A 14,099-nucleotide genomic window follows, 5' to 3' on the forward strand; every position below is an offset into this window, starting at 1 on the left:
ATTAATTACTAGAGACTTTTAATCCCATTAAGTATTCAGTAAGAGCATCAAGCTCTTGATCCGTTAATTTATCATATGTTCCTGTCATTTTATTTGCAGGCTTATATGTCTCAGGATCTTCTAACCATTTTCGAACATTTTCTTCATTATGTTCTAGCACACCTGCTACACGGGCGCGTTCTCCAAACGTAGCTAAGTTAGGAGCAGTTCTTGCTGCAGCTGGTCTTTCATCTGTTGGAGAAACAGCATGACATGCGATACAACCTTTTTCCTCAAATAGTTGCTCACCTTGAACAGCTAAATCTGTTGAAGCAACTGCTTTCGCATTTTCCATATCAGAGATCCATTGGTCAAACTCATCTCTTGAAACAGCTTTCACTTTAAAATCCATTAGTCCGTGTGAAGGGCCACATAGCTCAGCACATTTACCATAGAAATACTCTCCAGCTTGGTCAGCTCTTTCTGAGTCAAATGTCAACCACATTTTGTTTACATTATCTACGTTAGTATCCATTTTCCCACCTACAGACGGAATCCAAAATGAATGCTTTACATCTGATGCAATCAAATTAAAGTAAACTTTCTCATCAGTTGGAACAATCAAATCTTGACTTGTAATTACTCCGTAGTCAGGATATTCAAATTCCCACCAATAAAGATTTGCACGAACGTTAACTACGATCGCTTCTTCAGGCTTACGGTTCTCATCATCAATTGCATCTACTTCTGCAAGTTTAAATGTTGCAGAAACAACTGGAACAGACAAGACAAGCAGTAAAAGAATAGGAATAACAGTCCAAATGATTTCTAGCTTATGATTCCCTTCAACTTGTACAGGAATGTTCTCTTCCCCTTTACGTCTACGGAATCTAACGACAACGTAAATGAAGATTACTGTTACGACTGCAATGACAACAACCATAATAAGTGTACTTAACACCATCAGGTCATACTGCATATCCGCTACTTCACCAGCAGGCTTAAGCGTGGAAAGAAACGGTTCACCACAGCCGGCCAAGACAAGCGTCAATAATGCAAATAGCGATAATAGACGCCACTTTGTCAGCCATTTTCTCATAGCCAAATCAAACCCCTCTTTCAGTAATTTAAAATTCCTATCACTTTAAAATACAGGAACTTTTTATAAGTAAATTCTTGTTAAGAAAGAATTTATAAATTAAACAATGGTAAAAAGCACCATTGATACAAACAAGATTGTTAAGTAATTAATAGAGTAAACAAACATTTTTGTCGCCCATTTTAATTCCTGGTCTTTGTTATTAAACCCTTTTATTCCAAGTATAATCCAGCCTAAATTCAACAAAGTAGCTAGAATTAAAAATCCAATTCCAAGTTCATATAAATAGAACGGTAAAGGTAGAAGACATGCAATCCATACCATGATTTGACGTTTTGTAATATCAAATCCATGAATAACAGGAAGCATAGGAATGTTTGCAGCACGGTACTCGTCAGTCCTCCTCATAGCTAATGCTAAAAAATGAGGTGGCTGCCATATGAACATAATTAAAAACAGCACCCATGCCATAACACTTAGATTTGAATCAATTGCGGCCCATCCAATTAAAGGTGGTACAGCACCTGATATACTACCTATTACTGTATTAATTGTATAAAGACGTTTTGACCACATTGTATAAAGGAATACGTAGGTGACAACCCCAACCATTGAAATGATAGTAGCGGTTATAGTTGTCATAAGCATAAAAGCAAGTCCTACTGTTAATAAAAATATCCCTACCCATAACGCATAGAAAGGATTCATTTTTCCTGTGACAGTTGGTCTTTCTTTCGTTCTCTCCATCAAATAATCAATATCTCGGTCATAGTAATTGTTAATTGCACATGATCCTGCAATAACTAACGATGAACCGATTAAAGTAAATAAGACAACATCTATATTGGCTAAAAATCCTTTATCACTAAAATAAAGAGCTAGCCAGATACCAGTAAACGTAGTGATCGCATTGGAATTTACAATCCCTACTTTTATTAGTGCAAGGAAATCTTTCCACAAGGTTGTTTCTTGTATATCATTTGAATGGTGCGTAACAGTTGCATCATTCAATGCTTTTGTTTCGGCCAACTATATACCTCCTTCCCCCTCCATTACATTAGGAATTCGTATATTCCTCTGTAAATTACTTTCCTCTTTTGATTTAGAGTAATTCTAATCATTAGATTCTAGAAAGCACTATATGAAGGCGGTTCCAACATATAAATTTTCTACATCTTATGATACTAAAAAAATGATAATTTAAAAACGGTCTAATTGATATTAAAACATAATTCTTCCATCAATTGTGAATAATTTATGAAGTATTTTTGTCGAAATTGTGAAAGGGTATGTCACACGAAAGAAATTGCTATACGCTTAGGTTACCCTATTTTTCATAATTCTTTAATCGTTTCTTTTTTAATCAATGTGTTTATGTATAAAATCGAACACATATCTAGTTCTAGCAAAATCCTTCTGATTATTCAACCCTTTCTATCCAAATAAGAAAAATTTTTTATAAATTTTCATTATGTTTTTCATTTCATGTTACTTACGTAATCAAAAGGAGTAAGCGCTTCTCAAGAATATCTAATAACTTTGTGAACTTTTCCTTCATTTTATTGTCTTTTTCTCCTACATTGTGTACTATACGATGAGTATTTACTATTATTTATACCAATTATATAAGTAGGTGAACATTTTGCAACGTGCTCTTAAATGGTTCTCAATTTTCACAACGATTATTATGTTATTCGTGTTAATTGGTGGAGCCCTTGTGACAAAAACTGAGTCAGGTGCAGGATGTGGAGATTCTTGGCCATTATGTCATGGTGAGCTTGTTCCGAGCCAAATTACTTTTGAACTTGTAGTAGAATTAAGTCATCGACTTGTTAGTGGACTTGCTGGAATAGCTGTTCTCATACTTTCAATCTGGTCATGGAGAAAAATCGGCCATATAAGAGAAACGAAATTTTTAGCTGTTCTTTCTATGTTTTTCTTAATACTACAAGCTTTGATTGGAGCAGCGGCTGTTAAATGGGGGCAATCTGACGCTGTACTTGCTCTCCATTTCGGGATTTCACTTATATCCTTTGCATCAGTGTTGCTTTTGACATTATTAATTTTTGAAGTGGATAAAAAATTTGATTCGAAAGCGCTTATAATTGACAAAACAATGAAATTCCATATGGTCGGTATTATAGTCTATTCGTATATCGTTGTATATACGGGTGCCTATGTGAGGCATAAAGGAGCAAGTCTCGCATGTCCTAAATGGCCAGTATGTAGTAATAGAGCTAACGGTCTCCCTACTACATTACACGAATGGATCCAAATGGGACACCGAATGGCAGCAGCTATTATTTTTATTTGGATCACCTATACAGCTTGGCGAGCTCTAAAATACCATAAAAATCAAAAGGTCATCTATTGGGGTTGGATAATTGCGTTTATTTTAGTTTCAATGCAAGTAACCTCAGGTGCATTGGTTGTCCTTACCGGATTAAATTTATATGTATCTTTAGCACATGCCCTTATTATTTCGTGTTTATTTGGACTACTTAGTTACTTCCTGTTACTAGTGAGCAGGAGTAATATTAACGCTGAAATAAGCTCTACAAATGATCAACACTTTTCATAATAAAATATGGGATACATAAAAGACAAAAATGGACTTAAATTGCTCTGGTGATTATGTACATTTTTGTCTTTTTATCATCGTATCAAATATAACCTACTTTCTAGTCTTTACCCTCCATAGGCAAATGGTAAACACCTCGTGCCCTTTATTCCTACCTAATTCTTCTTTGTAGAATTTTTCTAACAAAATGCCATATTATCGTTCAAATTTATATAATAGAACAAAATAAAAAGACTAACTAAAAAGTTAGCCTCAGACTGTTGACAAACGCTCGCTTTCTTCGTTACTCACCTTGCTGCGGTGCTCATTACCAACACCGGTAACTCCGCTCCTCACAAGGCTTCGTGCCTCGAAAGCAGGTGTTAGCAATCAGTCTGAAAGGCTAGCAAATTTTACTTTATCTACAAACTGAAACTAACTAAAAGTTAGCCTTAAACAGGTTAGAAGCTTTTAAATACCGATTTTTCTCTTGGTTGTACTGCCTTGATATTAGGTACATCTGTTTGTTCAGACCGAGTAGGCTTTTTATAGATTTCTCTGTAATTCGTAAACATTGAGACATTTACTAAAAGCCCCATTGAAATTAGCAATAACAATATTGAAGATCCTCCATAACTAATAAAAGGTAAAGGTACCCCCGTTATTGGAATAAGCCCGGTTAAACCACCTAAATTTATCATGGTTTGTATAGCAATCATACTTGAGATCCCTACAGCTAAAAGAGTACCGAAAGGATCCTGACATTTACGGGCTACAGCAAACCCTTTTAATACAACAAAAGCCAACAGAATTATGACAAAGAGCACACCTAAAATCCCAAGCTCTTCAGCAATAATTGCCATAATAAAGTCTGTATGAGATTCAGGCAAATAACCATACTTTTGAACACTTTGTCCTAAACCAAGACCTTTGAGTCCGCCAGATCCAATCGCATAGAAAGAATTCACTAATTGATAACCTGCTCCCGCTTCGTTCCCGAATGGATCAGAAACACCTGTAAAACGACTAAGCTGTTCATCACTGAAAAATCCTTTAATAAAAATATATGGAGTCATTAGCAATGCAAATAAAAGTAGACAAGAAATAAGTTTTAACATACTTTTAACTGCCATACCAGATGAAACGATCATACAGACTGCTATCATTCCAATGATAAATGCAGTACCAAAATCAGGTTGAATAACAACAAAAAAACATATTAAACCTGTGAAAATAAGGGGGTAGAACACCTCGACCAAATTCATCAATATATGTCTGCTTTTTGTCATACACTGCAGCTAAATAAATAATAACACTTAATTTAACAAATTCACCTGGCTGTAGACTCATTCCGCCTACTTTAATCCAACTTTGTGCATTACCGGCAACATGTCCAATAAAAAACAAAGAAATTAAAAGACCAATTGACCCAAATACAATAAATTTTAAGACTCGACCGTCTAAAAATGCTCTATATGGAAGAATCATCATGACCAAAAAAGCTAATCCTCCTGCAATAAGTGCAAGCTTTTGCCTTTCGAAAAAATGATCCGGTTCAAATCCATAACGGGCAACTGCTGTTATCATACTTGAACTGTATACCATCACCAGCCCGAATGAGCATAGTAATATAACAGCTAATATTAATGAATAATCATATGATTTTATTATTTTTTTCACCATATTTATCTCTTCCTTACTTAGAAACATGAAGTCAATCTAGTTGTTTTCATTTTACTATAACTTCGACTGAAAATGAGTAAAAACCTTTAAAAACATTACTTTATTCATATTTTCTCATGAGTGGGACTTCCAACATTGAGGGTTTTCTTCATCCCCACTGTTGGTTAGCGAGACTTATCGAAACTTTACGTGCCGTTATTTCCTACTAATCTTCCTTGATTATTGCCCATTAAGGTGGGTTAAGTGATTAAAAAAACCCAAACTAATAAAATTAGCTTGAGTTTTTAGTTATTATTTTGTTGTAAATGCATCATGTAATGCAGACAACTCACGCTCCAATGTATCGAGCAGTTCTTTACCCTCATGTTCCTCTACAAGGCCAAGTCTTACAGCAAAGTCTATTTCTCTAGATAAACCAAACATTTGTGTATCTAAAACCTCTTCATAAAGTGGACATTGAGGCATTGTTAAATTATCCATTTGAACCTTGATCAGTCTCATGATCTTATCAGCATCTGCCTTAAGTACCGCAAGTGCTTTATCTCGATGATTAACAGCAATCTCAGACGCCAATTTAATCCCTCCGTTTCCGAGCGATTACCCTATTATATATTTTAATATTAAGCCCATTAAGAGAAAAAAGCAAGGACAAACCGCCTAAAGAAAAAGTTTTGCTCAAAAATAAAAGAGATATTAAGTAATTGTGTTTAAACATCCCAATATATGTGACAAAATTTACATTAAAGCTTATACTTATTTTGATGAAAAGGGGTGTACATTGTATGAATTCAATTATTTTACTAAAAGGCAAGGTGGATTATCAAATCACTTTAGATCCTGGTGTTTGGATATTTGATGATAGAAAAATTGATCTAACAACTTATTTTCAACAAGAGCAAGTTGAAAAAGATGAACTGGAAGAATATACAAAGGCTGTTTCTAAACATTGGGAAAGGGAAATTAGAGAAGGTGCTGTTTTTCCTCCAACACTTAAAACTGAGCAAAAATACGAAAAAATAAAAGTTTTAACTGGTACTTTTGGAATACCGTTTAAGCCTTTCCTTTTGAATGCTGAAGTTCACGATGATGCTACAGAGGTAAAATTAATAACAGAAGATCAAGAAATTACAGTACCTCTTTCAGAAGCTCATCAATTTATTTTTGGATTTAGCAAAGAAGGTAAACCATTAACAAATGATGGACCAATCCATGTCTATTATGGAGATGGGTCAAATTTAAAAAACCCAATTAAAAACGTAAAAGAAATTATAATCCAATAGCATCATCGGAAAATGAGCCAACTATGGTAGTTAGCTCATTTTCTTTTACTATAAAAGATAGCCATCAGAGCAAATCTGCTGCTAATTGAGCTAACCCTGAACGCTCACCCTTCACTAATTTTACATGTCCCGCAATTGGTTGATCTTTGAATTTTTCCACCACATAGGTTAGTCCATTGTTATATTCGTCTAAATACGGATGGTCTATTTGCTCCGGATCTCCCATTAAAACAATTTTACTACGTTCCCCTACCCGAGTTAAAATTGTCTTCACTTCGTGTTTTGTTAAATTTTGAGCTTCATCAATAATTATGATTTGGTCAGGAATACTTCTCCCCCTTATATAGGTTAATGCCTCTACTTCGATAGAGCCCATACCTGCCAAAATGGCATCTAGTTCACCCGGTTTTTTCGTATTAAAAAGATATTCTAAATTATCAAATATAGGTTGCATCCATGGCCTGAGCTTTTCCTCTTTTTCTCCGGGAAGAAAACCTATATCTTTGCCGACTGGAACAATAGGCCTGGCAACAAGCAGCTTTTTATATGTGCCTAAATCTTCTGTTTGCATAAGTCCGGCTGCTAAAGCAAGCAATGTCTTCCCGGTACCTGCTTTTCCAATTAAAGTGACTAAAGGCAAGTCCGTTCTTAGCAAAAGTTCCAATGCCATTGTTTGCTGAACATTCCTTGGTCTTATCCCCCAAATATGATCATGGTCAAAAACCAGACGCTGAATTTTTTTCCCTGTATGATCTACCTTTCCAATTGCTGACGAAGATCCACCTAAAGCATCTTTCATAATGACAAATTGATTGGGATAGAAAGGATGATTTGTAATTTCAGATAAAATTAATTCATTTTTTTCGTAAAATCGATTTAAATTCTCCCCACTTATATATAAGTCAAGAAAACCTGAATAAATATGATCAATCTCAACCACTCGATCACTTAGAAAATCCTCCGCTATTAATCCAATAGCATCCGCTTTGACTCGTACCAACGTATCTTTACTAACTAAAATGACTGTTCGTCCATCTTCCTTCGTTTGCTCCTCTAACGACAAGTTCTTTGCTACAGCTAAAATTCGGTTATCATTCGTTTTCTCAACAAAAATCTCTTGCAACTGATGAAACGACCGATGGTTAAGTTCTATTCTTAATGAGCCACCATTCGTCAATGGGATCTTTTCATGTAATTTCCCTGTTTCTCTAAGTTGATCAATCAGTTTTGAAACTTGTCTAGCATTTCTGCCGATCTCATCCATATAGCGTTTTTTTGAATCCACCTCTTCCAAAACGACTGCAGGAATAACAACCTCATTTTCCTCAAATGAAAAAATGGAATTCGGATCTTGCAATAATACATTTGTGTCTAGAACATAAATCTTCCTCAAACCTCCGCCTCCTACTCCGTTGCTATTTTTTTATGGAGTGAAACAATTAGGGTGAAAAAAGTCAAGCTGTGAATGAAGCGTTGCTAAAATATATGAAAGAATGAATAAAGATAGAAGGTTTATTAGACAATAAAAATTAAAAAGCAGGAAAAAACCTCTTTCAGCACTTTCATATTGTTCATTCTAGAAACAAAAGTGTTATTTCAAAAATATTCCTGCAAGACTTAACACCATATTCTACCATTTAGATCTTCATTAGAATAAAGGAGTGATGACATGAAATTTTTACTTACGATATTGTTAATTTTAACCCTGGCAGGATGTACAGCTAATCAAGGTGCTCCAAAAACAGATCAGGAAAAAGATAATGGCAGCGAACCGATTAACGTTAAAAACAGTGTAGAAGAACATGTAGATCGTAAGTCCGGGCAGGAAATTTCAAAACATCTTGTTGACCTTGCAAATGAAATTCCTGAAGTAAATGATGCGACTGCTGTAGTTCTGGGACCATATGCCGTAGTAGGCATAGATGTTAATTCCAAACTGGACCGTAATAAAGTGGAGACAATTAAATATACAGTTGCAGAGAGCCTTATGCATGATCCATATGGCGCTAGAGCAATTGTTATCGCTGATGCTGATACAAACGTTAGATTACGTGAAATGGCCACCGATATACAAGAGGGGCGGCCGATTGTTGGAATACTAGATGAATTAGCCGCTATTGTCGGCAGAATCGTTCCGGAAATACCAAGTGAAATTCTTGATAATCAACAAAAACAACCTACCAACCAAAATAATGATCAGTTAAATGAAGAAGAACAACAAAAATTGGAAAAGGAACAACAAGATCAATCCAACAATCACCTAAATAAGTAAACGATAAAAAAGACTGCCTATTCGCTATCCTAAGACCTTTTATCATCCATTGGTAAAGTGATCTCTTAATGGTGAAATATATGGCAGTCTTTGTTTTATATATAATTCTTCAATGCATCTAATACTTGTTTATCAAGTTTTGCAGCAGCTTTTTCGTCATATGTTTTTTCATATTGGGGTACTGTCGAAATTTTCGAACCATAGAACATAACATCTCTTACTTCTACAATAGATAGTTCTACCAATACTAGTTTTAATGGAACATTCTTTAATTTTTCATTATTTAGATGTGCATTTCCATTAATCGAGTATGTTGATTCGTTAGCGATTAAAGTTAAAACAACAGCAGGATGTTTCTTTATATTCTCAACAATTCTTGACTTTTGATCTATCGCAATTAATATACGATTTTGATCTGGTGCAAAGACCCATGATATAGCACTTACATTTGGTGAGCCTGTTTCATGATCGATTGTAGATATTGTTACAAAACGTTCTTTTTGTAACTCCTGAAATAATGGATCGATGAGTGCTGTTTCTACTCTATTTGCCATTTCAACCCTTCCTTTCCACTTTATACAAATATCATACCTGTTTTTTTCACTTTGTCCAACAAAATATATACGGCTAAATCTTTTCATCTTTCTATGGTATAATAATTTTTGTCTAACCAACCAACAAAAAAAGGAATCCCTTATTTACATTCATATGAAAACAAGGCAGATTACTAATAGAGGTGTTTTATGAAAGTGAAATGTGTTATATGTGACCTTGTAGAATCTATAGTAGATGAAACTTTAGTCGCAAAAAGATTAAGAAATCGCCCCATTCATACATATATGTGTACAACATGCCAAGATCGAATTACAGAGAAAACAAAAGCCAGAGTGGCAACGGGGAAGTTTCGCTTTTACCGTGATAAAAAGAATGACGACAATTGGTAACATACGGTTGTTACTTTAAGTTTATGATTAAATATTACTCAGTTAACTATTAAAAAGAGTAAGACCAGGTTTGATTGCAAAACCTTGTCTTACTCTTTTTAAAATTAACGAACATCTTCTGCCTCTTGATTTTTAGATTGATGAAGACGGATCTTGTAAATAATTAGGATTAGAGCTGCTACTACCAATCCTTCTGCAACAGGTAAAAAGATTCCTAAAAATGTCAGTACCGTACAGCCAAGCGCTAAGAATGTATATATAACAGCTGACTTTAATATCGGTAATTTTTTAGCAAATCCCAGCTTATAAACTAAAATTGATAGAAACAAAATTGTCAAGTACAACATCCACATTCCTATCTCCGGATGATCAATTACACGATATAAGCTTGGAAAAAAAGACAATCTTTCTGAAACATCCATCAACTTGTCCTCCTTTATAATAAAAGTGCAGGCCACTATGTATTCGGTGACACGCATAAGCGGATAGGAATAGAAGGTCTACCTAGCTTCAATCCCTATTTGACTAGACCCTTGAGCAGATAGCGCCTGGAGCTAGACCCAAAACTACGTACAAAATTTCATACATTATTACACCTTAATGAAATAGGCTGATTCAAAACTAAAGAATCCTCCAGTAGAATCAGCCTAATTACTTCTAATATTAAATCCCAGCTAATTTCTTTTTCTTAGCTGCTTTTTCACGTTCATTTTTATCAAGAATTTTCTTTCTTAATCGAATGGATTCCGGAGTTAGTTCACAATATTCATCATCATTTAAATACTCTAATGCTTCTTCCAATGACATAATACGTGGTTTTTTCATCGTACTCGTTTGGTCTTTTGTTGCAGAACGGATATTTGTCTGTTGTTTCATTTTACAAATATTAACGACTAGATCATTTTCACGAGTATGTTCTCCCACGATCATTCCCTCGTATACATCAACACCAGCTTCAACAAAAATGATTCCTCGATCTTCAACACCTTGGATACCGTATGTTGTTGATTTTCCATTTTCCATTGAAACAAGTACACCTTGGCGACGTCCACCAACTTTACCAGGTTGCATTGGTTGGTAGCTATCAAATGTATGGTTAATAATACCAAATCCACGAGTTAATGACATAAATTCAGTTGAATAACCAATTAATCCACGAGCAGGTACATTAAAGATTAAACGAACTTGACCGTTACCATTATTGATCATATCAATCATTTCACCTTTACGTGCTCCAATCGATTCCATAACACCACCTGTGTGTTCCTCAGGCACATCAATTTGTACTCGCTCAACAGGTTCACATCTTACACCGTCGATTTCCTTAACGATAACTTCCGGCTTCGATACCTGTAATTCGTAGCCCTCTCGGCGCATATTTTCAATTAAAATTGAAAGATGTAGCTCCCCACGGCCTGAAACAACCCAAGCATCTGGAGAATCAGTTGGGTCAACTCGTAAACTTACATCAGTTTGGAGCTGAGATAATAAACGTTCCTCTATTTTACGAGCAGTAACAAACTTACCTTCACGACCAGCAAATGGACTGTTGTTAACAGCAAATGTCATTTGTAAAGTTGGTTCATCGATACGTAAAATCGGAAGCGCTTCTTGATGTTCAACCGGACAAACTGTTTCACCGACATTGATATCTTCCATACCAGATACCGCTACCAGATCTCCTGCAATAGCTTGTTCAACTTCAACACGCTTTAGTCCTTGGAAACCGAATATTTTTGATACACGGAAGTTTTTGATTGATCCATCAACTTTCATAAGTGATACTTGTTGTCCTACTTTCATTGTTCCACGGAACACACGGCCAATTCCAATACGACCTACATAATCATTGTAGTCCAGTAAAGCTACTTGGAATTGAAGAGGCTCCTCTTGGTTGTCTATAGGTGCAGGAATGTGATCAACAATAGCATCAAATAAAGAAGCCATATTTTCTTCTTGATCAGCCGGATCCGGGCTTGTGCTAGCTGTACCATTTATTGCAGAAGCAAACACTACTGGGAATTCTAATTGTTCTTCATTGGCATCAAGTTCAATAAATAAATCCAACACTTCATCAACTACTTCTGATGGACGAGCAAAGTCACGGTCAATCTTATTAACTACAACGATTGGTGTTAAATTTTGTTCCAATGCTTTCTTCAATACAAATCTTGTTTGTGGCATACAGCCCTCATATGCATCAACAACAAGCAAAACACCATCAACCATTTTCATGATACGTTCTACTTCGCCACCGAAGTCAGCGTGTCCAGGAGTATCCATGATATTGATACGTGTGTCTTTATAATTAATTGCAGTATTTTTTGCTAAGATTGTAATTCCACGTTCTCTCTCAATATCATTTGAGTCCATTGCACGCTCTGCAACTTGTTCATTTGTACGAAAAGTACCAGATTGATGTAACAATTGGTCAACCAAAGTTGTTTTCCCATGGTCAACGTGGGCAATAATAGCAATGTTGCGAATATCATTTCGAAGTTTCACTATTTCATCTCCTAAAAATGTATAATAACAAGAAAAAGCAACCTAAAGGCTATTCTTGCTGTATTCTGAGGTAATATATTCATTATTTCAAAATCACCTTCGATATTATACCATAAACAATCTAGAAAAGCTGAAAGTTTTTAAGTAAACTGTAGAAAGATGTAAAAATATCTGTTTTAAGGTTGGGAGATGTCTGTATATTGAAACCAGGAAAATGGATTTTTCTCATATTAGCTATTTTAGCAGCTGTATGTATGGCTGGTATTGGAATTGCCATTGGCGAAAGAAGCATCGCTGGGATCCTTTTAGCCATTATCGGGTTAATCGGTATAATGGCTACGGGTTTTATTTTTAAAAGAAAAATGCGCAAAAAAGGTTTAATTTAAAACAAAAAGAAGGGATCAATTAGATTCCTTCTTTTCGTTTATAGAGGTAAAACTGATATCATGTATTCCTTTTGAGTTCCTTCATCTTTCTCCACTTTAAATTGTTCGAAACCACATCTCCCTAAAAATCGTATCCAAGAATCCCGCTGAATTGGACAACCTGCAAACAATACTTTATAACCTTTTTTTGACAATTCTTCCTTATACTGTGCTATTATCTTCTTTCCAAAACCTTTGTGATGTTTTGAAGGATGAATTAAGATGGTTCCAATCCAAGGCTTTTCATTCGACGGAGACCACTCAATCATGAAGCTGACACCTATTTTTTTGTCAAACTCATCACACCAGATTCTCCACTGTCCTTTATACATAGAGTATGAACGTAAATAAGTCTCCAGCTCGACACTCATACATTCCTCTTCCTGCCACTCCGGACTAGCATCGATTAATTCCTGAAAAAATGGGAGGTCTTTTGACTGAAGTTCTCGTGCATTAATTTTCGTCACTTATTTAAGTATTCCTCGATAATATGTTGGTGCAAATGCTTTTCACCGATAAAGAAGCTGTTTTTGGAGATTAGGTCTAGCGGCTCTCCATCTAGTTTAGACACACTACCACCTACTTCTTCAATTAAGATAATGCCCGCGGCGAAATCCCATGGAGCCAATCTCATTGTTATGTATGCATCTAATCTCCCTGCTGCAACATATGCACATTCAATTGCAGCGGAACCATAGGAGCGTGTTCCCCGTACCTTTTTTACAATTGGTACAATAACATTATGATCAAATCGTTTATTTTCTGTTACCCAAACCGGATTTATACTTATAACAGCTTCCTCAATTTTAACTTGATCAAGCTTAGGCAGAGGCACTTCATTCATATAGGCTCCATTACCTTTAAATGCATGATAAAGCTCTTCATGAACAACATCATAAATTAGTCCTATGTAGCCGACACCATCACCATAAATGCCAATTGATATCGCAAAATTACGCTGTTGGTGAACAAAATTCATCGTTCCATCAATTGGATCAATAATCCATATAACTCCATTCAGATCTGTAACCTCATCACCATAGCCTTCTTCTCCAAGAATCCGATGTTCGGGATATGTTTCTTGTATTTTGCCGATAAGAAATTGCTCTACTTCCTTATCCATATTTGTCACCAAATCATTGGGATTTGATTTATATTGAATAGAAAGTGTTGATTCAAATGATGATCTAATGATCTCTCCGGCTTCTTTTATCCATTTTTTTGCGTGTTGATCAATTTCATGCCAATTCGTCATTTTGCTACCTCTTTTCTATGTATCAATCCTACTTACTATTTTTAGGATACTGTAATGAATTAACCGAAATCAAGTAAGAGTACCTTTATCGCGCAGA

General features: G+C 35.4%; 14 protein-coding genes and 1 pseudogene. 5 read left to right on the plus strand and 10 right to left on the minus strand.

Annotated elements, in window-relative coordinates:
• Position 1 precedes the first annotated feature (1 nt).
• Together coxB and cyoE are read right to left on the minus strand one after the other, a co-directional pair.
• Complete coding sequence (coxB, locus tag AC0L8O_RS13390; RefSeq protein ID WP_473448883.1) at positions 2-1,078, minus strand: cytochrome c oxidase subunit II; 1,077 nt, start codon at positions 1,076-1,078, stop codon at positions 2-4.
• 99 nt (positions 1,079-1,177) lie between these two features.
• Positions 1,178-2,107 (minus strand): heme o synthase, encoded by a 930-nt coding sequence (cyoE, locus tag AC0L8O_RS13395; protein WP_473442934.1) that lies wholly within the window; start codon positions 2,105-2,107, stop codon positions 1,178-1,180.
• Between the two features lie 613 nt (positions 2,108-2,720).
• Here cyoE and AC0L8O_RS13400 point away from each other — a divergent pair.
• Positions 2,721-3,659 carry a COX15/CtaA family protein gene (locus AC0L8O_RS13400; RefSeq protein ID WP_473442936.1) on the plus strand — a complete coding sequence of 313 codons (939 nt, stop codon included), beginning with the start codon at positions 2,721-2,723 and terminating at the stop codon, positions 3,657-3,659.
• A gap of 440 nt (positions 3,660-4,099) precedes the next feature.
• On the opposite strand, the pseudogene AC0L8O_RS13405 reads toward AC0L8O_RS13400, so the two are convergent.
• Together AC0L8O_RS13405 and AC0L8O_RS13410 are read right to left on the minus strand one after the other, a co-directional pair.
• Positions 4,100-5,321: pseudogene (locus AC0L8O_RS13405) on the minus strand (FtsW/RodA/SpoVE family cell cycle protein).
• 291 nt (positions 5,322-5,612) lie between these two features.
• A complete protein-coding gene (locus AC0L8O_RS13410) occupies positions 5,613-5,894 on the minus strand; it encodes an Fpa/YlaN family protein (protein WP_026560504.1) in 282 nt (93 codons plus the stop codon).
• Between the two features lie 209 nt (positions 5,895-6,103).
• Between AC0L8O_RS13410 and AC0L8O_RS13415 the strand changes: the two genes are divergently transcribed.
• The gene (locus AC0L8O_RS13415) at positions 6,104-6,601 is read left to right on the plus strand and encodes a peptidyl-prolyl cis-trans isomerase (protein WP_473442938.1); all 498 of its coding nucleotides are present in this window, start codon (positions 6,104-6,106) and stop codon (positions 6,599-6,601) included.
• Positions 6,602-6,665: 64 nt separating this feature from the next.
• On the opposite strand, the gene AC0L8O_RS13420 is transcribed toward AC0L8O_RS13415, so the two are convergent.
• Complete coding sequence (locus AC0L8O_RS13420; protein WP_026560506.1) at positions 6,666-7,994, minus strand: PhoH family protein; 1,329 nt, start codon at positions 7,992-7,994, stop codon at positions 6,666-6,668.
• A gap of 276 nt (positions 7,995-8,270) precedes the next feature.
• On the opposite strand from AC0L8O_RS13420, the gene AC0L8O_RS13425 reads away from it, so the two are divergent.
• Positions 8,271-8,873: a YhcN/YlaJ family sporulation lipoprotein gene (locus AC0L8O_RS13425; protein WP_473442940.1), complete on the plus strand. Its 603-nt coding sequence runs from the start codon at positions 8,271-8,273 to the stop codon at positions 8,871-8,873.
• A gap of 95 nt (positions 8,874-8,968) precedes the next feature.
• On the opposite strand, the gene AC0L8O_RS13430 is transcribed toward AC0L8O_RS13425, so the two are convergent.
• On the minus strand, positions 8,969-9,427 hold the full coding sequence (locus AC0L8O_RS13430; RefSeq protein WP_473442942.1) for a pyridoxamine 5'-phosphate oxidase family protein: 459 nt from the start codon (positions 9,425-9,427) through the stop codon (positions 8,969-8,971).
• 189 nt (positions 9,428-9,616) lie between these two features.
• On the opposite strand from AC0L8O_RS13430, the gene AC0L8O_RS13435 reads away from it, so the two are divergent.
• The gene (locus AC0L8O_RS13435) at positions 9,617-9,817 is read left to right on the plus strand and encodes a YlaI family protein (RefSeq protein ID WP_473442943.1); all 201 of its coding nucleotides are present in this window, start codon (positions 9,617-9,619) and stop codon (positions 9,815-9,817) included.
• Positions 9,818-9,921: 104 nt separating this feature from the next.
• Here AC0L8O_RS13435 and AC0L8O_RS13440 read toward each other — a convergent pair whose 3' ends face one another.
• Both AC0L8O_RS13440 and typA read right to left on the minus strand, forming a co-directional pair.
• A complete protein-coding gene (locus AC0L8O_RS13440; protein WP_473442945.1) occupies positions 9,922-10,239 on the minus strand; it encodes a YlaH-like family protein in 318 nt (105 codons plus the stop codon).
• 241 nt (positions 10,240-10,480) lie between these two features.
• Positions 10,481-12,322, minus strand: a complete 1,842-nt coding sequence (typA, locus tag AC0L8O_RS13445) for a translational GTPase TypA (RefSeq protein ID WP_026560511.1) — start codon at positions 12,320-12,322, stop codon at positions 10,481-10,483.
• 200 nt (positions 12,323-12,522) lie between these two features.
• Between typA and AC0L8O_RS13450 the strand changes: the two genes are divergently transcribed.
• Positions 12,523-12,708: a YlaF family protein gene (locus tag AC0L8O_RS13450; RefSeq protein WP_473442947.1), complete on the plus strand. Its 186-nt coding sequence runs from the start codon at positions 12,523-12,525 to the stop codon at positions 12,706-12,708.
• Positions 12,709-12,746: 38 nt separating this feature from the next.
• Here AC0L8O_RS13450 and AC0L8O_RS13455 read toward each other — a convergent pair whose 3' ends face one another.
• Together AC0L8O_RS13455 and AC0L8O_RS13460 are read right to left on the minus strand one after the other, a co-directional pair.
• Positions 12,747-13,214: a GNAT family N-acetyltransferase gene (locus tag AC0L8O_RS13455; protein WP_473442949.1), complete on the minus strand. Its 468-nt coding sequence runs from the start codon at positions 13,212-13,214 to the stop codon at positions 12,747-12,749.
• Positions 13,211-14,002, minus strand: coding sequence for an inositol monophosphatase family protein (locus tag AC0L8O_RS13460; RefSeq protein WP_473442951.1), 792 nt, complete (start codon positions 14,000-14,002; stop codon positions 13,211-13,213). Before AC0L8O_RS13460 ends, AC0L8O_RS13455 begins: the two co-directional genes overlap by 4 nt.
• Positions 14,003-14,099 lie beyond the last annotated feature (97 nt).

The organism is Metabacillus sp. KJ11-3, from assembly GCF_055808295.1.

What these genes read in the sequence shown, in the direction of transcription:
- AC0L8O_RS13430 (WP_473442942.1), bottom strand. Translation starts at nt 9,427, where the DNA reads ATGGCAAATAGAGTAGAAACAGCACTCATCGATCCATTATTTCAGGAG.
- coxB (WP_473448883.1), bottom strand. Translation starts at nt 1,078, where the DNA reads ATGAGAAAATGGCTGACAAAGTGGCGTCTATTATCGCTATTTGCATTA.
- AC0L8O_RS13425 (WP_473442940.1), top strand. Translation starts at nt 8,271, where the DNA reads ATGAAATTTTTACTTACGATATTGTTAATTTTAACCCTGGCAGGATGT.
- AC0L8O_RS13460 (WP_473442951.1), bottom strand. Translation starts at nt 14,002, where the DNA reads ATGACGAATTGGCATGAAATTGATCAACACGCAAAAAAATGGATAAAA.
- AC0L8O_RS13435 (WP_473442943.1), top strand. Translation starts at nt 9,617, where the DNA reads ATGAAAGTGAAATGTGTTATATGTGACCTTGTAGAATCTATAGTAGAT.
- AC0L8O_RS13415 (WP_473442938.1), top strand. Translation starts at nt 6,104, where the DNA reads ATGAATTCAATTATTTTACTAAAAGGCAAGGTGGATTATCAAATCACT.
- AC0L8O_RS13440 (WP_473442945.1), bottom strand. Translation starts at nt 10,239, where the DNA reads ATGGATGTTTCAGAAAGATTGTCTTTTTTTCCAAGCTTATATCGTGTA.